Origin of the sequence: Paenibacillus hodogayensis (assembly GCF_039536325.1) — a bacterium.
Lineage (GTDB): Bacteria > Bacillota > Bacilli > Paenibacillales > NBRC-103111 > Paenibacillus_AB > Paenibacillus_AB hodogayensis.
Genome location: NZ_BAAAYO010000001.1, coordinates 223,266 through 247,665, shown reverse-complemented (window position 1 = coordinate 247,665; position 24,400 = coordinate 223,266). Strand labels below are relative to the sequence as shown.

Genomic DNA, 24,400 nt, shown 5'->3' with positions numbered 1-24,400 from the left:
TACGACTGCCCCCTGTCGGCACAAATAGGCGTCACCGCTTTCTTTCGCGCGCCTGTCGGCGCTTATCCATCGTCCTCCGATTGCGGGACAGCTGCCCGTGGCCGCAACCGATTCGCTGCGGCTTCAAACTGCTCCCCAATCGTCGCGAACAGCCGCCGGAGCGTATGCAGCAGCCTTCCGTTCAGCCCGTTCAGCTCGCTGATCCGAGCAAGCGTGTCGATTTCGCCCAACTCGTTGATTTGTTGATGAAAAGCGAAGACGATGTGCTGGATATAGACCGACAGGTCGGCATCCCTCGTATATTTCCAGTAAGCGCGGCTGGTGCGGTCGAGCAGCGATTCGGCAAAAGCGGGCAGAGGCGCGTCCGGCTGCCGGGCGTGCAGCCTGCACATCGTGTCCACGAGCCGACAGTCGAGCAAATCCTCGGCTGCCGAAGCCTCCCACTGCCGCAGCCGATCACGCAGCTCTTCGCACCGGACGAGGACGGCCGCGAGCTTTTCGCCCGGCTGGCTTCGGCCTTCTCTGGCGCGCTCGACGGTTCGTACATGGTCGTACAGGTGGCGTCCGACCGGGGCGCGGCAATAGGCGTTTATCACGTCCCGCAGCTTCATGATCGCGGTTCCGCGTATGGCGGCGCCGCCTTCGGTCGCATCCACGAACGTGCGGTCCGGAAACAGGCCGATCTGATGCTCGAACCACAGCCGGAAGTCATTCCAGCTTTTCGTCGTCAGCACCGGCTTCCCGTCGACGCCCGGAACGGCGAACGCTTCCTGCTCCTGCAGCGTTCGGACATGTCCCGCAAGGCGTTCGCCGGAATATGCCGACAGCCGGCTGTGGGTCATTTTGTCCGGGCCGAAGGCAAGATCCTGGCCGACGAATACGATCGGATCGGCTCCTGCCCACAGAGCGAGCTCGAAGGCCAGATGCGCCGAAGACGTACCGCCGAGCAAAGCGGCGTCGTCATCGGCGATCGCGTCCCGTACCCAATGGGCGGAGTGCTCGTGCTTGCGGAAGATCGGCAACCAAGGGCCGGCGAACTCGGCGGGAATACGCGGGTCGACGACCGTGAGACCGGCCATCACCAGATGCTCCGGCAGCGCCTGTCCGGCAAAATGGACGTGGTAGACGATCGGATTGCGCTCGGTCACGCAGATCGCATCCGGCACGATGTTCCGCTCCAGGCATGGACGGAGCGCGGACTCCGCGGCCAGGATCAGCGATTTGCCGACCGCGTCGCGCAAACAATCGGCATTTTTATCGAGCGACGGCCCGTTGGCGATTATAAATGCCGGCTTGCCGGCGTATAGGTTGCGCAAAGCGCTGAGAGGGGCGCCGTTCGCGATTCGTTCGGCGTTGTCCAGCGTATTGTACAGGCCGGTCAACGAATCGTGCACCGTGTTGCCGATGCTCATGGCGCATAGATCGAGCAAACCCCAGATCCATTCGTGCAGCTCCAAATAAATCTGCTTGTCGTGCCGGTGGGCCATCCACGTAAAGGCGAACGACAGCATCGTGCAGCGCAGCAAAAATTCCCCGCTGAGGAACAAGCTCAACTGGGCCGTCATCTGCGCCCGGTCGCCGACGACAAAGCGGACGGTCGGATCGTTCAGCAGAGTTCGGACGTCTATGCCGGCCAACATGGCGGTAAAGAGCGGAATGCTTTGCTCGAATACGACTGTTTCCGTGTAAGTTTTTTTGCGTTTGGCGTATTCCAACAAAGGGTAGCCGAACCCGCAGCCGTATAGGAAAGCGACCCGCATATCCTTATAAGCGAGGGAATCGGCCCACCGCGCCGCTTCGCTCCAAGGATCGACGGGACTATTCGTATGCCGCTGTTCCGCCCCGTCCCCGATAACGGCGACGGAATGGCCGTTCGGCCCGGAAACGATCCTTACACCCGGATGAGCGAACGCGGCGCCGTCCTCCGGCGGAGGGACGAGCTCCTTCAAATGATCGGGCAAGGAGGCCCAGTTGTTTGCGTAGATCGACTCGGCCATCTGGTCTCAGCCCCTCTCCGCCGTCATCGCGGCCCGCAGCTCGGCCAGCTCGGGCAGCAGCCCGTATTCCAGCGCATCCGTCGCCGCGATAATATCTCCGCCTTCGAGCAGCTCGAGCATGCGCGGCAGCCAGCCGGCCAGCCGCCCGTACAGAATGGCCCGGCGTTCCGTCTCGTCATCCGTTTCGTAAGTGAGCTCGTCGAGCCAGATCAGGCAGGCTTGCTGAAAAAGCTCCAGCCCCTTGTCGTCATCCCCCCGTCTCCAGGCGTCGCAGCCTTGCCCGATGCAGGCCACGAAGTCGCGAAGCGGCTCATTCATATGCGTCGTAGTCCCCTTTCTCTAGGCGGGCCATACATAGCTGAAAGCCTTCGTCCAGAAACCACTCCGTCTTGGCGATGGAGCTGGAGCTCAGCCATTCGTGCGTCCGCCGCAGCCTGACGACAGGATCGATCATCCGATCGCGGTCGGAGGCGCCGGCGAGTATCGCCGGGCTTGCGCATAGCCACGCATACCATCGCTCCAACTGGACGATCAGCCGTTCCCGGGCTTCGCGCGTCTGTTGCGTATTCATGCGATCCCCTCTATTCTGCGATATTGGTCCGCAGGCGAATATGATAAAACCCTTTGCAAATGCCGTTCCCGCCTGTGCCACCGACGGATAGCGTACGGATGCCCGGGACGTCGAACGAGACTTGCTGCCCTTGCTCCACCAGGCCCCCGGCCATCTGGCCGTCGCGAAGACCGATCGTGACGCTCATCGGCGTCGCCGTATCGTTATCTACGCGAACGATTGCCGACGCGTAGTCGACCGATGTGGTGAAATACGTTTTCGGCCCGCCGTCGGCCGTCTGGAAAATCCGTCCGGTTACTTGGTCGCACACGCTTGACCATGCCGAAGGCGGAGAAGGATCTTCCTTGCAGCACCGCCCCGGCTCGACAGGAAGTACGGCCGGAGGTGTGGGCGCTGACGGGGGAGGAGTCCAGGCAGGCGGAAACGGCATCGTCAGCGGCCCCGCATGAAGCCGCCATCCGCCCCGTTTACGCGGGCGGCAGCCGCTCCGCTTGCGGCGTCTCGGGCAATGCCGGGAAAGCCGACATTGTCGGCGCCGCAGCCGGAGCAAGCGCCGCAGCCGGGCCGACCGCCGATGCTTGCCGCAGCGGAAACGGCGCCGCGCGCGGCAGCATCGGCGCGCAAAGGCGCGTTTTGGCGCGCGGCGGGCCCGGATCGCGCAACCGCGAGCTTTGCGTACGGGCTTAAGCGCGCGCTTCGCCGGCACGTAATTCGAACGCGTCGTTTTACGCTTGCGGCACACGCTGTTTGACTTCACCTGAACTCCCCCCGTTCCTGTGCGGAATGTCTTGTAGAAAGCATATGGCGGTAGGGGATAAACGCCCTAGACATTTGCTCATTTTTAGGCAAAATGGGTATTTGCCGGGTGGAGCATCGCCCTTTTTTTCAATACACTGCTGTACGACATCAACCGGCCGCACATGCAGCCCGAGCCGGCTTACGAACGGGAAGGAGTCTGACGCCATGCCAAGTGGCCCGCAAGAATCGTGCCTATTTCCGACGGACCCGCCGAACGTCGATTGCGTGGATTGCTCGTGGTTTGTAGAAGGGAAGAACGGAGAGGAAGGGGGGCTGCTGTACGTTTCCAGCGAGATCGTATACGGGTCGGGGAGCGTGACGTCGAATCCCGGCTCCTCGGGGAAGGCAGAGCTGCGATTTTTATTCAACCAATCCGTCGTTCAGTCGCTTTCGTTACATCCTGGAGATACGATCGCTTTCACGGTAGTCGGCTTCAACTCGATCCGGGTTGCGGGGACGGGTGACGGGCATATGAACGGCGAGCTGCATTTCCAGCCCCGCTACAGTGCGATGTAGAGGTCAGGCCAGCCGCAGTCGTATGTTCCCGTGCGCATATCCTTGTCCTGTCCGCAATATGGATAGTAGAGAGACGATGGCTTGACTTGCCGGACAAGACAGGTCGAAGGAGTGAGCGATGATGAAAAAGTTGCGTTTCGGGATAATCGGCACCGGCGGCATCTCGCATTGGCACGCATCCCAACTGCTGGAGCTGGCCGATGAGGCCGAATTGGCGGCTCTTGCCGATCCGAGTGCGGATAGCCGGGAACGGTTTATCAACAAGTTCGGTCTGGACGGGATTGCCGTCCACGACGATCACCGAACCATGCTTGATACCGATCGGCTTGACGCCGTCGTCGTCTGTTCCCCGCATACGCTGCATTTCCAGCATGTGACCGATTCGCTGCAGGCAGGCTGTCATGTGCTGGTGGAGAAGCCGATGACTTGTTCCTCCGCAGAGGCCGAGCGGCTGCTCGATACGGCGTCGGAGACGGGCAAGCTGCTCCAGGTGTCGTACCAGCGTCATTGCCAGCCGGATTTCCAGTACATACGGCAGGCGATTCAGGACGGAGTGATCGGTCCGCTCACTTCGGTGACGGCCGCTCTGTATCAGGATTGGAAGCAGCTGACGGAGGGGACGTGGCGGGTGCAGCCCGAGCTGTCCGGGGGCGGAATGCTGATGGATTCAGGGAGTCATGTGGTCGACGCCCTGCTCTGGACGACAGGGCTTACCCCCGTCGAGGTGAAGCCGCTGCTGCACCGGCACGGCTCTCCCGTCGAGATCGACTCGTTCACGGCCATCCGTTTCGCCGAGGGACCGATCGCCAGTTTGAGCATCGTCGGCTTTGCCCAGGGCTGGCAGGAGTCGTATATGTTTTGCGGGGAACACGGCGCCATCCGCTTCGACAACGGTCGCGTCACCGTCCGCCGCCACCGTCAGGAGCCGTTCGTCCCCGAGCTTCCGGCCCGCGCGACCAATCAGGACAAAAGCTTCATCGACGCCATCCGCGGCCGGCATGAAGTGCTCGTCCCCGGCGACTATGCGCTGAAAGTCGTTCGGCTGACGGAGATGATCTACAACGCCGCCGGTTACGAGCCTTTGGCGCCTGCCGAACCGGACGCATAAGCGACAGAACGAACAACAAGTACCGAAAGAGCAAGTACCGAAAGAGCGGACGGCGGCAAGCCGTGCCGCCTTTTGGTCTGCAATCGGCATGCGGTCCGGTCCGCAAACGAATTCCGGCACGTTGGCCAAGCGGCCCCTCATATACATACAAGAAGACACCATGAAGAAGGGACGATGCAGGATGGCCGTATGTCCGGCGTTGAAGTACAAGAACGTAACGCCCAACGTCTTTCGCGCGCTGCAGACGTTGGCTAAGAAGAAAGGGATCGACATACCGGGAACTCCGTCGGGGGGCTTCTCGATTCAAGTGGTCGGCTGGCAGGTCGGCTTTCAATACGCGTGGGACGGCAAAACCGGACTGCTCGTGTTGAACTGCGTATCCAAGCCGCCGCTGCTCGGCTGCTCGACGATTAAGAGCTTTGCCGACAAAATCGTAACGGAAAGCGGCGGGAAGCTTCATTAAGACTGGCCACTGCCGATGCAAAAAGTCCGGGACCGACATACGGTCCCGGGCTTCTTTGTGTGCCCGCGCAGTTCCGCAGCCGACAGGAGAAGCTTTCAGGGCAGCCGCCGCTTGCGGCGAAGAGGGTATTGCGCAGCGGTTGGCGAATCCATAAAGCACGAACCGTCTGAGTGGGGGGAGCGGCGATGCGATTTGGCAGCAACGGCTGGGTGCACCGGCTGATCCGGGAGGGCGCGGCCCGGGAGAGACAAGTCGGACAGGATTTGGCGCTTTACAAATTTGCCTTGGAAAACGCGTACGAAGGCATCGTGATCGCCGATGCGAAGGGCATCGTGCTGACGGCGAGCCAGACGTATGCGTCATTTATACAGGTGGAGCTTGCGGATATGATCGGCAAGCACGTGACGGAGGTCATTCCGAATACGCGGCTGCATATCGTAGCGGAAACCGGCAAGGCGGAAATCGCCGATCTGCAGCAAATCCGCGGTCATTGGATGATCGCCAGCCGGATTCCGATCAAAAGCCGCGGCGAGCTGATCGCGGTCGTCGGCAAAATCATGTTCAAGGATATCGACCGATTGTTCGAAATGAATGCCAAATACCGCGAAATCAAGGCGCATCTGCATTACGGCGAAGCGAAGGCCAGAGATGCGACCGGAGCGAAATACGGGCTGGAGCATCTTCTCGGCGGCAGCGAGCCGATGAGAAAGGTGAAGACGATGGCCGTCAAGGTGGCCAAAGCCGACAGCGCCGTGCTCATTACCGGAGAAAGCGGCACGGGCAAGGAGCTGCTCGCCCACGGCATTCACCGCGAAAGCCGGCGCCGTTACGGTCCGTTCGTCGCGGTCAACTGCGCGGCCATACCGGAGACGCTGCTCGAATCCGAGCTGTTCGGCTACAAGGAAGGATCGTTCACCGGAGCGAGACGCACGGGAAGGAACGGCAAGTTCGCGCAGGCGAACAGAGGCACGATTTTTCTCGACGAGATCGGCGAGCTGTCGCTGTCCGGCCAGGTGAAGCTGCTGCGCGTGCTGCAGGAGAAGGAGATCGAGCCGGTCGGCTCGGACAAGCCGGAGCCGATCGACGCCCGCGTCATCGCGGCCACGAACCGGGATTTGCGACAGCTCGTGCGCGAAGGCCGCTTCCGCTCTGACCTGTATTACCGGCTGCACGTCGTGCCGCTGCATATGCCGCCGCTGCGCGAACGCAGGGAAGATATCCCCGTTATCGTGAAGTCGCTTCTGGAGCAGTTGGCCGAAGAAACGGGAATTGCCGTCAAGGGAGTTGATTCCGAATGCGAGCGGCTGCTCATCCGTTACGATTGGCCGGGCAATGTGCGGGAGCTGCGCAACGTGGCGGAGCATGCGCTATACCGGATGGAAGGCGATTGGCTCGACCGCGCGGCTTTGCCGGAGGAGTTTTTGGCCGGTCTGTTTGTCCAAGAGGACCCGGATAGGGAACGGGTAGAGGAGGCCGGCGGCACGGTTCTGGACGAAGACGATGGGAAACGGGAGCAGGCCGGCAGTCTCGGCCGAACATGGAAAGCGCGTATGGCTGACTATGAGGAGCGCTTGCTTCGCGAAGCGATTGCGCAGACGGCAGGCGACAAGCAGAAGGCGGCGGCTCTGCTCGGTATGAGCAAGTCCAGCCTTTATCAGAAGGTGGAGCAGTACGGCATTTCCGATTAACGGTCGGAAGCCGGACCCTGAGGCGGCGAGACGAAACCGAGTCATGAGACAAATCTATGGAATGACGCATAAACCGTAAAATGAGGCGCAGCGGGTCATTGGGCAACCAGGTGCCAGGACATTTTGGCTGCGCCGGAGGGAGGCTTGCGTGAATCACCGGTACGAGCAATTGGCACATAAACTATCCGCCTGCGGGCAGGAGCATTTGCTGCAATTTTACGATACGTTGTCCGCTCCGGACCGGAGCAGGCTGCTCGAGCAGATCGAGCGGCTGGATTTGCCGGCTATTGCCGGACTGGCGCAACAAGCGCATGCCGGAGCAAGCGATGCTGGCACGATTACCCCGATCGAGTCTTGCGAGGCGGAGGCGTTGGAGGAACGGGAACGCGAACGGCTGACGCAAAGAGGGCTGGAACTGCTTGGCGCCGGCAAGGTGGCGGCATTCGTCGTGGCGGGAGGGCAGGGCAGCCGGCTTGGGCACGAGGGACCGAAGGGCACGTACGACATCGGGCTGCCGTCGGGCAAAACCTTGTTTCAATTGCAGGCCGAGCGGCTTCTGCGCTTGTCGCAATCGGTGGGAAAGACCATACCGTGGTATATCATGACGAGCGGGGATAACCACGACGAAACGGTACGTTTTTTTGCGGTCAACGGCAATTTCGGCTATGAGCCGGACCAACTGTTCTTTTTCCGCCAGCATTCGATGCCCTCGCTGGACGAAGCGGGCCGCATCATGCTGTCGGCCCCCGGCGAGATCGGACTCGCGGCCAGCGGTAACGGCGACGCCTTCGCCTCGCTGAAGCAGTCCGGCGGTTTGGCCGACATGCGGCGAAGAGGCATCGAGTGGGTCTTTTATTACAACGTCGATAACGCGCTGATCCGGATCGCCGAACCGCTGTTCGTCGGGGCTGCCGCTCATTTCGGCAACCCGATTGCGACGAAGGTGGCGCAGAAGGCGTACCCGGAAGAGAAGGTAGGCATATTATGCCTGCGGGACGGGCGTCCGGCCGTGGTCGAATACACGGAGGTGCCGCAGTCTCTTCAGTACGAGACCGACGACAGCGGGCGGCTGAAGTACGGTCTGGGCAATTTGTCGATCCACCTGTTCCGGCTGGATTTTATCGAAGCGCATGCGGATGCCGGGCTCGCTTACCATGCCGCACACAAAAAAATCCGCACGGTCGACGAGCGGGGAAACGCAATTGTGCCGGAACAACCGAACGGTTACAAATTCGAACGGTTTATTTTCGATTTGTTTCCGTTGGCGGAACGGATGACCGTATGGAGCATACGCCGGGAGGAGGAGTTCGCTCCGGTCAAAAACAAGGAGGGGACGGACAGTCCGGCCACGGCCCGCCGACTATTGCTCGACCAGCATCGCGCCTGGTTGCTGAGAGCGGGCGCGGACCCGCAGCTTCTGGCGGAGCGCGATATCGAAATACCGCCGCTCGTCTCCGGTGACGGCGAGGGGCTAACGCCGGAAACTGTGAAGTCGCTTCTGGAGTAAGCGAAGGATGCAAGGAAGGGCAAGCCAGGAAGGGCAAGCCATGACGGGAAACGCGGTCATGAGAGCTTGCTTTTTTTGTTTCCGATATAACGGAATGGTCTTGGTCATTTTCCGGAATTCAGGAATTTCCTCGATGCGTGGTGCATGCCAAACCGGTGCCAAAGCGATGTCCACCCGCTGAACGGATCTGGCCCATTGCCCAATTGCGCCGCTTGACCCGCTGACTGGATCTGGCTTCATTGCCCAATTGCGCTGCTTAACCCGCTTACTGGATGCCGCCCTTCGCCAAGTCCGCTGCCCGGGCCGCTGGCTGGATCTGCCCTCAATGCTCAACTACGCTGTCTTCCGCTAACCGGCCCGTAAAGCTCCTGGCTGAAAATCAATATATCAAGGTTAGCCGAGCTTGATTGGCACGATTATTGCTACATATAAGAGTGGTGCGTAATCAAAGCCGGTCCGATGGACCCGGCGCTCCGCTTCAGGCTGCATCCAAGCGGATGAAGCAAAGGGAACGATTTGGCGAAAATGTACAGGAAAAGGAGCGATTCGTATGGGCAAGCCGGTATATACCGTCTTTCGCGACGCGGTATCGGACATCCGCGACGGGGCGACGGTGATGGTGGGAGGCTTCGGGCTGGTCGGCATTCCGGAAAACCTGATTGTCGCGTTGGCGGAGTCGGAGGTTAAGGAGCTGACGGTCATTTCCAACAATTGCGGCGTTGACGACTGGGGACTGGGACTGCTGCTGAGACGAAAGCAGATTCGGAAAATCGTCGGCTCGTATGTCGGGGAGAACAAAGAGTTCGAGCGGCAGATGCTGTCCGGCGAACTGGAAGTCGAGTTGGTGCCGCAAGGAACGCTGGCGGAGCGGATTCGCGCCGGGGGCGCCGGCATCCCGGCTTTTTATACCCCGGCCGGAGTCGGCACGCCGGTTGGCGAAGGACGCGAGGTGCGGCGATTCGGGGAGCGCGATTATTTGCTGGAAACGGCGCTGAAGGCGGATTTCAGTCTGATCCGCGGCTGGAAGGGCGACGGCGCGGGGAATATCGTTTACCGCAAAACGGCTCGCAATTTTAACCCGGTCATGGCTGCCGCTGCCGCCGTTACTATCGCCGAAGTCGAGCACTTGGTGCCGGTCGGGGCGCTGGAGCCGGATTCGATCCATACGCCCGGCGTCTACGTCCAGAGGCTCGTCGTCGGCGAGCAGCAGAAGCGGATCGAGAAACGGACGACAAGGGAGGCGACGGCGCAATGACGGCAAACGGCGCGGACGCGATGCAAGCGCTGCGGGAGAAGATCGCCAGACGGGCTTCCCGCGAGCTGAGCGACGGTGATTATGTCAATTTGGGCATCGGCATGCCTACGCTTGTCGCCAATTATATACCGGGCGGCGTGCAGGTGATGCTCCAGTCCGAGAACGGACTGCTCGGCATCGGGCCTTACCCGGGCGAAGCAGAGGTCGATCCCGACCTGATCAATGCCGGCAAGGAAACGGTGACCGCGCAGACCGGGGCGGCTTTCTTCGACAGCAGCGAGTCGTTCGCGATGATTCGCGGCGGTCATATCGACCTGGCTATTTTGGGGGCGATGGAGGTATCGGGCGAAGGGGATCTGGCGAATTGGATGGTGCCCGGCAAGATGGTGAAAGGGATGGGCGGCGCGATGGATCTGGTGCATGGCGCGAAGCGGGTTGTCGTGATCATGGAGCATACGGCCAAAAACGGCTCGCCCAAAATCGTCAGCCGCTGCGGCTTGCCGCTCACGGGCAAAGGTGTCGTTCATCGGATCATTACCGAAAAAGCGGTGCTGGACGTGACGGCAAACGGGCTCCTGCTGCGCGAGCTGGCGGTCGGCTGCACGGTCGACCAGGTGCGCGATACGGTCGAGCCGGAGCTGCTTGTGGACGAGGCGGTACTGATAAGAGATGCTTACTGAACAGGCGGATACCGAGAACAAGGAGGGGCGGCGCACATGCTGAACGAGAAAGTGGTGTTTATTACCGGCGCTGCCGGGGGAATCGGCTACCGGATCGGCGAAGCGTGCGCGGAGCAAGGCGCGTCGGTCGTGCTGAGCGACCTGGATGGGGAGCAGGCGCTGGCTGCGGCTGCACGCTTGAGCGAGGCCGGCTACCGTTGTGCCGGCATCCGCTGCGACGTAGCCGACGAGCGGCAGCTAACCGAGGCTTTGGATGAAGCTGCCGCTCTTTATGGCCGGGTGGACGTGCTGATCAACAACGCCGGGATGCAGCATGTCGCCATGCTGGAGCAGTTTCCGGTCGACAAGTTCGAGCGGATGCTGCGGATTATGCTGACTGCGCCGTTTATTGCGATCCGGCACGTCTTCCCGGAGATGAAACGGCGCGGGTACGGGCGGATCATCAATATCGCTTCCATAAACGGACTGGTCGGCTTTGCCGGCAAGGCGGCCTACAACAGCGCGAAACACGGCTTGATCGGCCTGACGAAGGTGGCCGCCCTGGAGGGGGCGCAGCATGGCATTACGGTCAATGCGCTATGTCCAGGTTATGTGGATACGCCGCTGGTGCGCAACCAGCTTGCCGACTTGGCTCGCAGCCGGGGAACCGATCCGGATAGCGTGCTCCAGGAGATCATTTACCCGCTCGTGCCGCAGCGCAGACTGCTCTCCGTGGACGAAGTCGCCGACTATGCGGTGTACTTGGCGAGCGGCAAGGCCGGAGGCGTGACCGGGCAGGCGATCGTGATCGACGGCGGCTACACGGCCCAATGACGCGGCGGTGTCCGCGACTGGCGCCCCGCGAAAGGAGTGTTACCATGAAAACGCGTATTGGCGCTGCAAGGAAACCGTATATTGCCGTTCTCGGCGCGGGTACGATGGGCGGCGGCTTGGCGGAGCTGTTCGTGAAGCACGGCTTCGACGTCTCGCTGTACGACCCCGATCCGGCCGCGCTGGCCAAGGTGCGGACGAGGCTGTCTGCGGCAGACTTGAATTGCGGTGAGAGGAGCGGTCCCAGCGCCCTACTCGGACAAAGCGTGTCCGGCGATCAAGCGGAGCCTGACGAAGGCGGCGAGATGAATCGGACCTCGCCCCGCAGCTCGGACACGCTGCGAACGACTGGGCATTTCGCGGAGCCCGACGGAAGCGGCGATTCGAATAGCGCAGTTTGCCATGCGGAAGAGCGAAACGTCTCCGATCCGTCCCCCAGGCACCGGGGGACCCTGCGAACGACCGGCCATTTGGAGGCGGCGGTGCGTCCGGCGGATTTTGTGCTGGAGGCAGGACCGGAGCTTTTGCCGATCAAACGAGAGCTGTACGCTGCTTTAATTCCGGCATTGGGAGCGGACGCTATTGTCGCTTCCAATACGTCATCGCTGCCGCTCCGGTCGCTTGCGGACGGACTGCCGTATGCCGACCGGTTCGTTATCGCGCATTTTTTTCATCCCGCGGCCATTATCCCGCTGGTCGAGATCGTCGGACTGCCGGATACCCGCCCGGGCGTTGTCGGGCAAGTCGCGGAATGGCTGGCGCAATGCGGCAAGTCGCCGGTCGTGCTGCGCAAAGATTGCCCCGGCTTTATCGCCAACCGGCTGCAGGCCGCCGTGCTGCGCGAAGCGTGCCATCTGCTCGCAGAAGGAATAGCGGACGCGGAACAGATCGACCGGGCCATGACGGAAGGACCCGGCTTGCGCTGGGCTTTGAACGGGCCGTTCGCCATATCCGATCTGGGCGGTCTCGACATATGGGAGCGCGTGGCGGACAATTTGTTCCCGCAGCTTTCCGCGGCGCCGGACGTCCCGCAGGAGCTGAGCGGCCGGGTGCGCGAAGGACGTGTCGGGACGAAGAGCGGCGCCGGATTTTACAACTATGGCGATACGGAGGCACGGGAGCAGGCTGCTGCGGGACGCGAGCGGACGCTGCGGACGTTGATCGCCAACAAAAAGGAGATGAGTCGTCCATGACGGAGCAAGTTTATATATTGGAAGGGGCGCGGACCCCGTTCGGGGCATTCGGCCAGTCGTTCAAGCAGACGGGAGCCGCCGAACTAGGGCTGATCAGCGCCAAGGAAGCGTTGCGTCGCGCGGCGGTCGAGCCGGAGCGGATCGAGCAGGTCTTCTACGGCAATGTCATTCATTCCAGCAAGGACGCCTCGTATTTGGCGCGGCATATCGCTTTGCGAGCCGGCATTCCGGTGCAGACGCCGGCAATGACGGTCAACCGGCTGTGCGGCTCCGGCATGCAGGCGGTCATCTCCGCAGCCCAGAGCATCATGCTCGGGGAGGCGGGCCTTTGTCTGGCCGGCGGTGCAGAGAATATGTCGCAGGCGCCACATGCCGACTTTGCCAGCCGGTTCGGCATGAAGCTGGGCCATGTGCAGCTCGAGGATATGCTGCTGAATACGCTGACCGATTCCTACATCGGCTGCGGCATGGGGATGACGGCGGAGAATATCGCTTCCCGTTACGCGATCGGCCGCGAAGTTCAGGACGAATACACTGTCATCAGTCACCGGCGTGCCGTGGAAGCGACTGATTCGGGGGCTCTGCCGGAGGAGATCGTCGCCGTGAACGTTGCCGGACGCGGAGGGTCGACGACCGAGGTGCGGCACGATGAGCTGATCCGGCGCGATACGTCGACGGACCAGTTGGCCAAGCTGCGTCCGGCTTTCCTCCGCGAAGGCGGCACGGTGACCGCGGGCAACGCAAGCGGCATTAACGACGGCGCCGCTTCTCTCGTTCTGGCCGGCGAAAGCCAGCTGGACGGACGAACGCCGCTTGCGCGCATCGTCTCGTGGGGAATTGCGGGCGTGGAGCCGGACGTGATGGGGCTCGGTCCGGTTCCCGCCGCCCGCATCGCGCTTGCGCGCAGCGGCTTGTCCGTGGCGGATATGGACCTGACGGAGATCAATGAGGCGTTCGCGGTGCAGGTTTTGGCCGTCGAGCGGGAGCTGGGGCTGGATAGAGAACGAATGAACGTCAATGGCGGAGCTATTGCCATCGGCCACCCCGTCGGCGCAAGCGGGGCGCGTATTTTGCTGACCTTGGCTTACGAGCTGCGCAGGCGGAGCAAGCGCTACGGACTGGCCGCCTTATGCGTCGGAGGCGGGCAGGGCGTGGCGGTTGTGATCGAGAATACGTCGCCTGCGCGGTGACGCCGCCCATGTCGGCGGCAAGCCAATAGACGCTGCGACGAAGGGTTGTTCCGCTGGCCGAAAATACGGCCGCCGGACAGCCCTTTTTTGGCATGGGCACGGGGCTTCGTTTCGAGTTGATCTTTTTTGCGCTTACTTGCTTTTTTTCGATGCCGCGCCGAGTCAATCCGCCGAAACGGTAGTATACTTAGTTGGGGCTCCGGCGGAAGGGTTACCGGGGCAAGCTGTAGAACAGGCGGAAAGAGGAAGCGGCATGTCGGAAGCGCTGAGAAGATGGCTGATGATGAACTTGATGAGCAATACGATTTTTGTGTATGTCGGCATTTTTATTAACCTGTTTATTTGGGAGAAAAACCGGCTCATTCCGGAAGTGGCTTGGTACAACCTGCTCGTCTACCTGACTTGGGCGTTCGCTTTCGCCGCCGCGGCGCGCTGGCTTGCCCGGACGACGGTCCGGCCGCTGCTGGCCGTATCCGCTTTCGCGGGAGCGAGCGCCTTTATCGTGTTGTCGTTCGTCGAAGTGGACAACCGGCTGCTGTGGATCGCCATGATCGCGGTACCGGTAGGCATCATGTACGGATTTTATGCCGCAGCGCAAAATCTGAGCGTCTCGATGAGCGGCACGAACGCCGAGCTCGGCCGTTTTTTCTCGGTGACGGGAAGCATTCAGCAAATCCTCAACCTCGCCATACCGCTGCTGTCCGCTGTTTTGATTTTTTATACCGGTTATCTCGGCTCGTTCGCGCTGATGTTCGTCTTTCTCGTCTGTATGCTCGTATACTCGTTCGCCATGCCGAAAATATCCAGCCGGGATCAGCACGCGGCCGGAGACAGGACGCCCCTGTTCGCCTGGCTGTGGACACAGTTGCGGCGCAAGCCGGGGCTGCGCTGGTTCAGCGCGTCCAACTTGGCCGCGGGCGTATTTTTGCAATTTCAGCAGCTGTTTCTGCTCGTCTTTACGTTTAGCGTAACCGAAAATAAATTTTGGATAGCCGGACTTAACGCCTTGTACACGATCGCGACGCTGGCCGGGCTGTTCCTGTATCGCAAATACAGCTGGAAGGACAGTACGCTCTTGATGATCGGCTGCACGCTGGTGGCCGCCGGCTTTTTGATCGTGCTCGTTCCCGCCAAACCGCTGCTGATCGTCTCCAACGTGCTGACCGCCGTAGGTTTGTTTTGCTTTGCGGCGGCATGGAACACGATGCAGATCAAATGGGTGAAGCCTTATGCGATACCCGACCAGGCAAAGCTGCTGATCTGGAGGGAGACGCTGATCTGCGTCACGCGGATCGGCATGCTCCTGATCGTACTGTCTCTCGACGATATTCGGGGAGGCTTGTTTAACGCGCTGATAGGTATTTCGCTGGCCTGTCTGCTAGCCGTGCCTTATTTCGAGCATCGGGCGAAAAAAACGCTGGAGCAGGACGGTTCGACATCGCCTTTGCCTGCGACCGACCGCAAGAGCGGAATGCCGTCCTGAAGAAAGGAATGGATAGTTTCCTTGTCCGGAAAAGGTACGGAACTTTATAGGAATCCGCTGCGGACGTTCTCCGGTTTGGTATCCAAGCCGGAGTTGTTTCTTGTGCGCTTTTGCAGGATAATGGACGATAGTGGCATTTGTGCAAAAAAACAATCGTTTTTGTCCATTGAAAAAAAGCGGCGACTGGCCTAATATGAAAATGAGAATCACTATCATCATTCATGGTATGGCCCTGAATGAACATCATTGGGGAGGTTTCGAATGCTTCGTCGTTTTTTTTCTTATTATAAGCCGTACAAGAGGCTGTTCGTACTGGACTTCTCCTGTGCGGTCATTGCCGCTCTGCTCGAGCTGGCCTTCCCGCTCGCCGTCAATCGGGTGGTGGACGATTTGCTGCCGAGCGGCAACTGGATCTGGATCGTCTGGGCGTGTCTTGGCTTGCTCGGCATATATCTGATCAGCGCCGGGCTGAACTATGTCGTTACGTATTGGGGTCACAAGCTCGGGATCAATATCGAGACGGATATGCGCAAGAAGCTGTTCGATCATGTGCAGAAGCTGTCATTCCGTTTTTTCGACAATACCAAAACAGGACATCTCGTCTCCCGCATGACAAACGATTTGATGGACATCGGGGAAATTGCCCACCACGGTCCGGAAGATTTGTTTATTGCGATCATGACGCTGGTCGGGGCGTTTGCGATTATGCTTGGCATCAACTGGCATCTGGCCGTTCTGACATTTATCATCATCCCGGTGATGATCTATTTGTCGCTTTATTTCAGCCGCAAAATGTCGAAGGCGTTCAAGCGGATGTTCGCTGACATCGCCGATTTCAACGCCCGCGTGGAAAACAACGTAAGCGGCATCCGCGTCGTTCAGGCGTTCTCCAACGAAAATCATGAAATCGCCCAATTTGCCGTCAATAACGGACGCTTCCGCCAAACAAAGCTGATCGCCTACCGGATCATGGCCTGGAACTCCTCGATCAGCTTTATTCTGATGCGCCTGATTTCGCTATTCGTGCTGATGTGCGGAACGTGGTTCGTCATCCAGAACCGGATGACCTACGGCGAATTTATCGCCTTCGTTATGCTGTCCAACGTCTTCCTCGGGCCGATCAAGCAAATCAATTCGGTCATTGAGACGTATCCGAAAGGAATTGCCGGCTTCCGCCGTTACCTCGATTTGCTGGAGACGGCTCCCGATGTGGCCGACGCGCCGAATGCGGTTCCGGTCAAGCAGCTTCGCGGAGATATTCGCTTCAACAACGTGTCGTTCGGCTACGAGAACAAGGAAAAGGTGCTCCGCAATATCGATTTGTCAATTCGCGCGGGGGAAACCGTAGCGCTCGTCGGCCCGTCTGGCGCGGGGAAGACGACGGTGTGCAGCATGCTGCCGAGATTTTACGACTCCGACGAAGGCTCGATAACGATAGACGGCATCGATATTCGCAAGATGACGCTCGAGTCGCTGCGCAGCCAGATCGGCATCGTCCAGCAGGACGTCTTCCTGTTCGACGGGACGATCCGGGAAAATATCGCTTACGGCAAGCTTGGCGCGACGGAAGAGGAGATATGGGACGCAGCCCGGCGGGCTCAACTGGAAAGCATTATTTTGTCCCAGCCGGAAGGGTTGGACACGCTGATCGGAGAACGTGGCGTCAAGCTGTCGGGCGGGCAAAAGCAGCGTCTGTCCATCGCCCGGATGTTTTTGAAAAATCCGCCGATTCTGATCCTCGACGAAGCGACGTCGGCGCTCGATACCGAGACCGAGGCGGCTATCCAGCAGGCGCTGGGCGAATTGTCGCAGGGACGGACGACGCTTGTGATCGCGCACCGGCTGGCGACGATCAAAAACGCCGACCGCATTATCGTCGTTGCGGGGCAGGGCATTTCCGAGCAGGGCGCGCACGAGGAGCTGATCGCCGCCGGCGGCATCTACAGCCGCCTGCACCAGGCGCAGTTCGGGGCGTGACGGCCGAGCCGCCCATAAGGCTTCGGCCTTTGCCGATGGCGGAACGATTCGGTCCGGAAGCGCGGCACCGCTTGCGGCCGCCGGAGCAAACGAGAACCTATAACGGAAGCCTCCAGCTCCGCCTTGACCGGCGGGAGTTGGAGGCTTCTTTAGTCGTGAATTCGCCCAAACCTTCAATCAAGAAGTTCGGCGGCCGAGCAGTCCGGGTAAGACGCGAAGCAGCTTCTCGCGGGTAATCGCGTCCCCGTTGTTCCATTTTAGCGCATCGACGAGATGGACGCGACCGCTGCGGACGGCTTCCAGGCTGTTCCAGAGCGGACTTGCCATAAGTGCTTCGGCCGCTTTCCGCGAGTCTTCCCGGCACGGCTGGAGCATGAAGATGCGGTCGCCGGCGTATTCCGGCAAACAAGCCAAGTCGATTTCCGCGAATCCATGGCCGGCCTCGAGCATTTCCCGTACCCGTTCGACGGGCCGAAAGCCGTGCGGATGATAAATGCCCGAGGAAAAGCCGGCCGTGCCCATCACGAATAACCGGTCGCCGTGATCGAAGATGAGCGCCGTAGCGGTTTCGCCAGGCCGGATCAAGGAGGCGAGCCGTCGCCACATCGTCTCGGCGCGCGTCTCATACCGGCTCAGCCAGAGCTCGGCCAGCTCGCGCCGGCCGAGCAGCTCCCCGGCCTTGCGCAGCCGTTGTTCGAGCGGGGCGAACGTATTGAAGGATACCGTCGGCGCGATAGCGGCTATTTCGCGATACCGCTTCTCGTTGGACGTGGCGAATATGACGAGATCGGGCTCCAGCGCCCGCAGCTTGTCCGCATCGAGCGGCCAGCCCACATCTTCGACGTTGCGCAGCCTTCGCTCGTATACGGACCCTTGCGCGAAACGTCTGCCGCCGCCGACCGGCTCCACGTCGAGAGCGAGCATATCGCCGAACGTTTCTCCGAGGTAGACGATCCGCTTCGGCTGAAGCGGGATATCCACCTCGTGACCGGTACAGTCGGTAATCCGCACGAACCGGCGGGCCGTCTTCGCGAACTGCTTCGGCGTCGTTCCCGTCGTTTGCCGAAAGCGGCGGTTGAAGTAATACTCGTCGCGGAAGCCGACCTTGCGGGCGATCTCCCGCAGCGGTCCTCCGTCTTGCAGCAGCAGTTCCTTGGCGCGGTTGATGCGCAGCTCCGTCAAATAATCGAGCGGCTTCTGCCCGGTGAGCGTATGAAAAATCGAGCTGTACTGCCATTGGGCAATGCTGGCGGCTTCGGCCAATTGCTTGACCGTGACATTGTCGTCATAATGGCTGCGCATATAGTCGATCGTCCGTTCGACCGCCCGCGTGGAGTCGTACCACGGATCGGCCTGCAAGAGATGCTCCAGCAGCAAGTAGAGCACTTCCTGGAACCGCAGCTGCCGGCGGAACCAGACAAGATCGTCGGCAGTCGGCCCGTCTTCCCGCAGCTCGTCCAGCAGACGCAGCAGCTTGGCTGCGGGATATACCGTAATGGCGACGTTGTCGGCCAGCAAGGCGCCGTCGTACGGAACGGCAGGCCCATCGGAGTTGTTGAAGACGTTGTAGAACAAGACGTGCAGCTGCAGCGGTCCGCTATGCCCGTTGTCGATGGCGAACGTCGCGCCGGGAGAGACGAGCATGCATTTGCCGGGTGCTAGTCGCGAGCTGCTGCCGTTCACGGTGGCCGTACCTTCGCCTGTCGCGCAGGCGATCAGGGCGTGCGTCGAAGATGTGTCGCTGCCGGAGCTCCAGCCGACGGGGCAATCTAAACGCTTGATGTCCGTGAGCGTGAATAGCAGGGATCGAAAGGGAACGACCAAGCCCGGATGGTGCGAATGCATTCGCAAGCCCTCCTTGCAATTGTTGAGAATGATTATCATTTCATATTATTGTACGCAAAAACCCGTCATTTTTCAACAGGCGAAGCCGAAAACGGCAAACTCCCCCTGATGCAGGCTGAGCCGCAAGGGGGAGCGAACGTTTGGACGTGTATAGGCCCGGGCTGCGTTTCGCCGGTCAGAAGCTGTTCTTACTTCGCCAGCAACTTCGGAAGCTCGTCGATCATCCATTCCCGAGTCGTAGCGTCGCTCGAGCTGCGTTCGATCGGGATGACATAGACGTGTCCGTTTTTGACGGCCGGCAATTCGTTCCAAATCCGGGTTTTCATCAGATCGTCGGTGGACTTGCGCGCTTCCTCGGTGGCCGGGGTCAGAATAAAGATACGGTCGCCGGCGTATTCCTGAAGCACTTCCTGGGAAATGAGCGAAAATCCTTTGTTTTGGCTGATCAGCTCACGGGTTTTGTCCATCGGCTTAAAGCCGTTCTGCTGGTACAAAAATTGCGGCAATCCGGCGCCGGCCATTACATACAGCTTATTGCCGGGATAGTACGTGAACACGGACGCCGTCTCGTCTTGCTTCATGCCGGCGTCGCGCAGCTTTTTCCACATAGCATCGGACTTGAGCTTGTACGCATCAAGCCACTTGGCGGCTTCCTGCTGCTTGCCGAGCATTTGGCCGAGTGTGGTCATCCGCTGCTCGATGGTGGCGAACGTGTCGAACGTAACGGTCGGGGCGATTTTGTTCAGCGCATCCACCGTTTTCTCGTCCGATGTGGCGATAATGATCAGGTCGGGCTTCAGCTCGAGCGTCTTCTCCAAATTAATCGGGAACCCGATATCCGCAACTTGGTTCACCCGGCTCTCCAGTATGGTCCCCTTCAGCGGCTGCAAATAGGTGCCGACCGCATTGACGCCCAAGGCCAGCAAGTCCCCGTACGTTTCTCCGCTGAACACGATGCGCTTCGGATCGGCGGGAATCTCCACCTGGCGTTTTTTCCAGTCCTCGAACATGCGCGTCTTCGGGGCGGCCGCTTCTTTATTCTCTATGCCCGCGCCTGTCGCCGCCTTGCCCGTCTGAGCGGTTTGCTGGGGAGTTCCGCCCGATGTGCCGTTTGAAGTGCCGCATGCCGTTAAGACCGCCCCGATCGCTGCCACAATGCCAATCGTTTTATACCATTTTCCCGCTTGGTTCATCTGGACGTGCCTCCCGATTTCGGTTTTCTTCATCAAAGATAATGATTCTCATTATCGACAAGCCCCATCATAAGCGATGCTGCGGTACAACTCAATGGACAAACCGCAATCGATTCGTTATTTTTTGTACAACGAATTTTATTTTTATATGGGACGCGGCGAGCATTCGGGACTGTCGGGCAGCATGGGGCCGAACGGGGAAGCATTGTCGGAACGATGTCGAACGGGCGCGAAAAAAAGGAGGAAAAGGATACGGAACCGCCGAATATAGTAGACAAGGATAGCGCACCATGGGCTTCCGGTATTCGAAATTGCAATTCGGCCGGGGCATGACGGCGGAAAACATGCTTGGCCGTATCAGGGTTTGACCGAAAAAAGAGGAAGGGGTGTGATGGGCATGGAGCTTTGGGCGATATGGCTCATTATCGCCGGGGTTTTGCTGGTCGTCGAGATGTTGACTCTGACGTTCTACTTGTTGTGGGTCGCCATCGGGGCGGTCGTTGCCTCGGCCGTTGCCTTGTTCGTCTCGGAATCGTTCATATGGCAGGTGCTGGCAGGCAGCGTGGTCGTTCTCGTGCTGACGCTGTTCACGAAACGGATCACCCGCTACTTCAAGACGTCCAAGGGCTTTAAGGATGCGGTCGACGAGCTGCAGGGCAAGCAGGGCATCGTCGTCGAGCCGATTATCGACGGCAAGCCCGGCATCGTGAAGGTCGGCAGCGAAACGTGGAGCGCGGTAGCCGAAGAGTCGCTCGGCAAAGGCGAGACGGTGGAAGTGTTGGAGAGGGGAAGCGCTTTGCTGAAAGTAACCAAATGGAGAGGGGATGTTTAGATGGGTTACGTTGCCATCATTATTTTAATACTTGTTATTGTTGCCGCTGCATTATCGATCAAAATCGTACCTCAGCAGCGAGTCGGCGTCGTGGAACGGCTTGGCAAATTCCACCGGCTGCTGACGCCGGGCGTGAACATTCTCGTCCCGATCATCGATCACGTACGGACGTACCACGATTTGCGCATCCAGCAGGCGAACGTGCCGCCGCAGACCGTTATTACGAAGGACAACGTGCAGGTGCAGATCGACACGATCATTTTCTACCAGGTGACGGGTCCGGAGCAGGCCACTTACGGCATTTCCGATTACGTCTACGGGGTGCGCAACATCTCGACGGCGACCATGCGGCAAATTATCGGTAAAATGGAGCTGGACGAAACGCTGTCCGGCCGCGAGAAAATATCGACCGACATTCGCGTCGCGCTGGACGAAGCGACGGAAAAATGGGGCGTGCGGATCGAGCGCGTCGAAGTCATCGACATTCAGCCGCCGCTCGATATCCAGGAGTCGATGGATAAGCAGATGAAGGCGGAGCGGAGCAAGCGCGCTATCGTACTGGAAGCCGAAGCGGCCAAACAGGATATGATTCTGCGGGCCGAGGGCGACAAGCAAAGCAAGATCCTGAAAGCCGAGGGCGACAAGGAAGCGCGTATTCGCGAGGCCGAAGGCTTGCGCCAGGCGCAGGAGCTGGAAGCGCTTGGACAGGCGAAGGCGATCCAAGCGGTCGCCGAGGCGGAGAAACGGCGGATCGAGCTGATTCGCGAAGCCGGCCTGGACGAGAACGTGCTGACGTACAAGTCGCTGGAGGCGCTGACCGATATTTCGAACGGGCCGGCCAACAAGATATTCATCCCGACGAAGGCGGTCGAGACGCTTGGCAGTATCGGCGCGCTCGGCGAAATGCTGAAGGGCCGCAAGCCGGACTGATCCGGTACGGCGCAGCGGAGCTTGACCCAAACAACGGCGGCAGTCTTGGACGAGAAAAGGGTCCGGGGCTGCCGCTTTTAATTGTGGCCCCTTCCAGCAGGGGTTTTGGCAAAATGACACCGACATGATCGTAGCCGGTCTGAAAGAATGAATCTCGACGATTATAAATTTTAATCCAATACCAAAAACGGGACCCGCCTCATAGGCGCGGTCCCGTTTTTTAGGACATGCCGAATTCGATTAATATTCCAGCACGATCATCTGGTGGCACTCCAGCTTCGGCACCGTATAGCGGACGACGCCTTCCCTGACCGTAAAATCTAGCTCGGTCATCTGCGGAGCGAGATAGACGCGGCGCACGTCCCCGGCGGTTCGCACCGACACGTTTACGTCGTACAGCGGCACGATATCCTCGATAATCTCGACCGACTGGCCGCGGCGAACCGGCGAGGCATAGAGCAGGTGATTCACCCAGCGATTATCGTCCGGCTGCGCCTGGATCGTCGTGATGCCCTGGGCGGGCAGCGACGTGGACAGCGATTTGCGTCCCTCAAGCAGCCGGTCGAGCGCGTAGGCGACCGTTTCACGCAGGAATAAGCTGCCTTTTTCAGCATAATCCTCGAAGACGTCCCAAGCGATGTAAATTCCGTCCGGACCTTCGATCATGCCCGGTCCTCCGGGCTGCTTGGCGTTCGGCGCATGCTTATGCGAACAGAAATGCAGCACGTCGCGGTTAAAATACGAGTTTTCCCGCCGGCCGAGCACGGTTCCTCCTTCCGCCTCGATCTGCTGCCCCTCCTCATACATGACATAAGCGGTACCCGGCGACAACGAGCTTCCCGACGAAGCGTGGTCCGGCACCCAGTAATCGGGGCGGAACGGATTCGTGCCGATCCAGCGTGCTCCGAAATCGAGCGCGAAACCGTCGCCGTCCGTCCGCAGGCCGGACGTTCCCGTCGCAAGCAGCCGCCCGCCTTGGCCGAGGAAAGCCGTTAGTTTGCTCTCCAGCGCGCCGCCGATGCGAATACGGTCCGGCAGGATCAGCACCTTGTAGCCGCTCCAATCCGATTCCAGATCGACCACGTCGAACAGAAAATGCCCTTCCAGCAGCATGCGGACCGCTCCCTGGTCCGGCTTCGGACAACGGGTCTCGCCTTCTTTGACGAAACCGGCAGCTTCCACGGTAAGCAAGGCAACATCGGCGATATTGTCCGTATCTTTGCACCAGCTCTCCTTGGCTTCCACCTCGCGGTACGCCTCGCCGATCAGCCGGTAAGTCGTTTCGTCGGCGATGCCGTCGGGATGAAGCTGATCGCCGATCGAGCAGCGCGCGCCGTTGGCCAAGCTGAGCGCCGTTTCGTAGCGGAGCGCGTTCGGATGCTTGAACCCGCCGAATTCTCCCCACGAGGTGTGAAATTTGCCGGTCATACCCAAAAGCGGCATTCCCAAACCTTGCGCGTAGCGGGCGGACAACGGAAAATGATCGTAGCCCCAGCCGCCGGTCGGCAGCGATTCCAGCTCCAGATGCGTATTGCGGGCGGCCAGGTCGCGTCGGCCCTGAGGGATGTGGCCGCCGTTATGGAATACCGGAAGTCCCGGCTTATGCTTATGCACCGCTTCGTTCGTCCGGCTCGTATAGATGGCGTACGTGTCTTCCCACAACGGCCGCATCGCCGCTTTGTCATTCGGATCGATGCCACGCTCTTTGGCCGAGCGGAGACAGTGGTGACAGTAGCATTCGCGAATGCCGACAATGTCCAGGAAGATGCCGTCCGCGTCGTAGCGGGTGACGACCTCCTCGATCTGGCTGACCAGAATATCCAAGTACGGGGTGTTCATGCAAAACTGGTGGTAGCCCGCCGTCTGGAAATCCGCCACCCATGTCGTCTGCTGGTTGCTCCGGCGCATGAGCCATTCCGGATGCTTCCAGGCCAGCTTCTCGTCGAGGCCGGCGGACAAATAGACCGGCGTTTTGACGCCGATTTCATGCGCGGCTTCAATCTGCGCTTGCAGCAGGTCGAAGGACAGATGCGGATGAATGTCGTTCGCCTCCGACGGATGGTACGCCCAACCGTGATGGCATTTGGAGAAGACGGTGATCGAATCGACGTGCCCGAGCTTGAGCATATCTTGGAACTGCTTCTTGGAAAAATTCGAGCCGATGCCGGAGATGGCTTCGGACGTATGGAAATCCAGATGGACCTGACGGAACCTCATGGAATGCCCTCCTTGTATGTGGTTACCCCCAGTGTAGCCTTTTCAAGAAACCCGGACTAGTACCGTTCCCGACACAAGCTAGCACAATTCCGACTACCGCAAATATGCAAAATCGGTTACGATAGAAAGGAAAACGAGACCTTGCGA

Annotated in this window: 22 protein-coding genes; 15 read left to right on the top strand and 7 right to left on the bottom strand. The window is 59.9% G+C overall.

Annotation, left to right across the window (positions count from 1 at the left end; genetic code table 11):
- Positions 1-62 precede the first annotated feature (62 nt).
- From ABD796_RS00935 to ABD796_RS00920, 4 genes are read right to left on the bottom strand one after another with little or no spacing between them, the layout of a single operon-like run.
- The gene (locus tag ABD796_RS00935; RefSeq protein ID WP_344901445.1) at positions 63-1,997 is read right to left on the bottom strand and encodes a motility associated factor glycosyltransferase family protein; all 1,935 of its coding nucleotides are present in this window, start codon (positions 1,995-1,997) and stop codon (positions 63-65) included.
- Positions 1,998-2,003: 6 nt separating this feature from the next.
- Complete coding sequence (locus ABD796_RS00930; protein WP_344901442.1) at positions 2,004-2,315, bottom strand: hypothetical protein; 312 nt, start codon at positions 2,313-2,315, stop codon at positions 2,004-2,006.
- Positions 2,308-2,568: a hypothetical protein gene (locus ABD796_RS00925; protein WP_344901440.1), complete on the bottom strand. Its 261-nt coding sequence runs from the start codon at positions 2,566-2,568 to the stop codon at positions 2,308-2,310. Before ABD796_RS00925 ends, ABD796_RS00930 begins: the two co-directional genes overlap by 8 nt.
- A 10-nt stretch (positions 2,569-2,578) precedes the next feature.
- Positions 2,579-2,878: an S-Ena type endospore appendage gene (locus ABD796_RS00920; RefSeq protein WP_344901438.1), complete on the bottom strand. Its 300-nt coding sequence runs from the start codon at positions 2,876-2,878 to the stop codon at positions 2,579-2,581.
- A 2-nt stretch (positions 2,879-2,880) separates the two neighbouring features.
- On the opposite strand from ABD796_RS00920, the gene ABD796_RS00915 reads away from it, so the two are divergent.
- From ABD796_RS00915 to ABD796_RS00855, 13 genes are all read left to right on the top strand, one after another.
- A complete protein-coding gene (locus ABD796_RS00915; RefSeq protein ID WP_344901435.1) occupies positions 2,881-3,255 on the top strand; it encodes a hypothetical protein in 375 nt (124 codons plus the stop codon).
- Between the two features lie 276 nt (positions 3,256-3,531).
- The gene (locus ABD796_RS00910; protein ID WP_344901433.1) at positions 3,532-3,882 is read left to right on the top strand and encodes an S-Ena type endospore appendage; all 351 of its coding nucleotides are present in this window, start codon (positions 3,532-3,534) and stop codon (positions 3,880-3,882) included.
- A gap of 118 nt (positions 3,883-4,000) precedes the next feature.
- Positions 4,001-4,990 carry a Gfo/Idh/MocA family protein gene (locus ABD796_RS00905; RefSeq protein WP_344901430.1) on the top strand — a complete coding sequence of 330 codons (990 nt, stop codon included), beginning with the start codon at positions 4,001-4,003 and terminating at the stop codon, positions 4,988-4,990.
- Positions 4,991-5,171: 181 nt separating this feature from the next.
- Positions 5,172-5,453: a hypothetical protein gene (locus ABD796_RS00900; RefSeq protein ID WP_344901428.1), complete on the top strand. Its 282-nt coding sequence runs from the start codon at positions 5,172-5,174 to the stop codon at positions 5,451-5,453.
- A gap of 185 nt (positions 5,454-5,638) precedes the next feature.
- Positions 5,639-7,141, top strand: coding sequence for a sigma-54 interaction domain-containing protein (locus ABD796_RS00895; protein ID WP_344901425.1), 1,503 nt, complete (start codon positions 5,639-5,641; stop codon positions 7,139-7,141).
- Between the two features lie 148 nt (positions 7,142-7,289).
- On the top strand, positions 7,290-8,648 hold the full coding sequence (locus ABD796_RS00890; protein ID WP_344901423.1) for a UTP--glucose-1-phosphate uridylyltransferase: 1,359 nt from the start codon (positions 7,290-7,292) through the stop codon (positions 8,646-8,648).
- A gap of 550 nt (positions 8,649-9,198) precedes the next feature.
- Positions 9,199-9,903, top strand: coding sequence for a CoA transferase subunit A (locus tag ABD796_RS00885; protein ID WP_344901420.1), 705 nt, complete (start codon positions 9,199-9,201; stop codon positions 9,901-9,903).
- Complete coding sequence (locus ABD796_RS00880) at positions 9,900-10,583, top strand: 3-oxoacid CoA-transferase subunit B (protein ID WP_344901417.1); 684 nt, start codon at positions 9,900-9,902, stop codon at positions 10,581-10,583. The genes ABD796_RS00885 and ABD796_RS00880 overlap by 4 nt, the downstream gene beginning before the upstream one ends.
- A 36-nt stretch (positions 10,584-10,619) precedes the next feature.
- Positions 10,620-11,396 (top strand): 3-hydroxybutyrate dehydrogenase, encoded by a 777-nt coding sequence (locus ABD796_RS00875; protein ID WP_344901414.1) that lies wholly within the window; start codon positions 10,620-10,622, stop codon positions 11,394-11,396.
- Between the two features lie 44 nt (positions 11,397-11,440).
- Positions 11,441-12,586 carry a 3-hydroxyacyl-CoA dehydrogenase family protein gene (locus ABD796_RS00870; RefSeq protein WP_344901411.1) on the top strand — a complete coding sequence of 382 codons (1,146 nt, stop codon included), beginning with the start codon at positions 11,441-11,443 and terminating at the stop codon, positions 12,584-12,586.
- Positions 12,583-13,776, top strand: a complete 1,194-nt coding sequence (locus tag ABD796_RS00865; protein ID WP_344901408.1) for a thiolase family protein — start codon at positions 12,583-12,585, stop codon at positions 13,774-13,776. The genes ABD796_RS00870 and ABD796_RS00865 overlap by 4 nt, the downstream gene beginning before the upstream one ends.
- Before the next feature lie 253 nt (positions 13,777-14,029).
- Positions 14,030-15,259 carry an MFS transporter gene (locus ABD796_RS00860; RefSeq protein WP_344901405.1) on the top strand — a complete coding sequence of 410 codons (1,230 nt, stop codon included), beginning with the start codon at positions 14,030-14,032 and terminating at the stop codon, positions 15,257-15,259.
- 261 nt (positions 15,260-15,520) lie between these two features.
- Entirely contained in the window at positions 15,521-17,236 is a 1,716-nt protein-coding gene (locus tag ABD796_RS00855) for an ABC transporter ATP-binding protein (RefSeq protein WP_344901402.1), read from the top strand.
- Between the two features lie 177 nt (positions 17,237-17,413).
- Here the strand turns inward: ABD796_RS00855 and ABD796_RS00850 are convergent, their stop codons facing one another.
- Positions 17,414-19,081: an AraC family transcriptional regulator gene (locus ABD796_RS00850; protein WP_344901399.1), complete on the bottom strand. Its 1,668-nt coding sequence runs from the start codon at positions 19,079-19,081 to the stop codon at positions 17,414-17,416.
- Positions 19,082-19,269: 188 nt separating this feature from the next.
- Positions 19,270-20,274: an ABC transporter substrate-binding protein gene (locus ABD796_RS00845; protein ID WP_344901396.1), complete on the bottom strand. Its 1,005-nt coding sequence runs from the start codon at positions 20,272-20,274 to the stop codon at positions 19,270-19,272.
- Between the two features lie 397 nt (positions 20,275-20,671).
- Between ABD796_RS00845 and ABD796_RS00840 the strand changes: the two genes are divergently transcribed.
- Both ABD796_RS00840 and ABD796_RS00835 read left to right on the top strand, forming a co-directional pair.
- A complete protein-coding gene (locus tag ABD796_RS00840; RefSeq protein WP_344904121.1) occupies positions 20,672-21,106 on the top strand; it encodes an NfeD family protein in 435 nt (144 codons plus the stop codon).
- Positions 21,107-22,036 carry an SPFH domain-containing protein gene (locus ABD796_RS00835; RefSeq protein WP_344901393.1) on the top strand — a complete coding sequence of 310 codons (930 nt, stop codon included), beginning with the start codon at positions 21,107-21,109 and terminating at the stop codon, positions 22,034-22,036. It begins immediately after the preceding gene.
- 240 nt (positions 22,037-22,276) lie between these two features.
- Here ABD796_RS00835 and ABD796_RS00830 read toward each other — a convergent pair whose 3' ends face one another.
- The gene (locus ABD796_RS00830) at positions 22,277-24,253 is read right to left on the bottom strand and encodes a beta-galactosidase trimerization domain-containing protein (RefSeq protein ID WP_344901390.1); all 1,977 of its coding nucleotides are present in this window, start codon (positions 24,251-24,253) and stop codon (positions 22,277-22,279) included.
- Positions 24,254-24,400 lie beyond the last annotated feature (147 nt).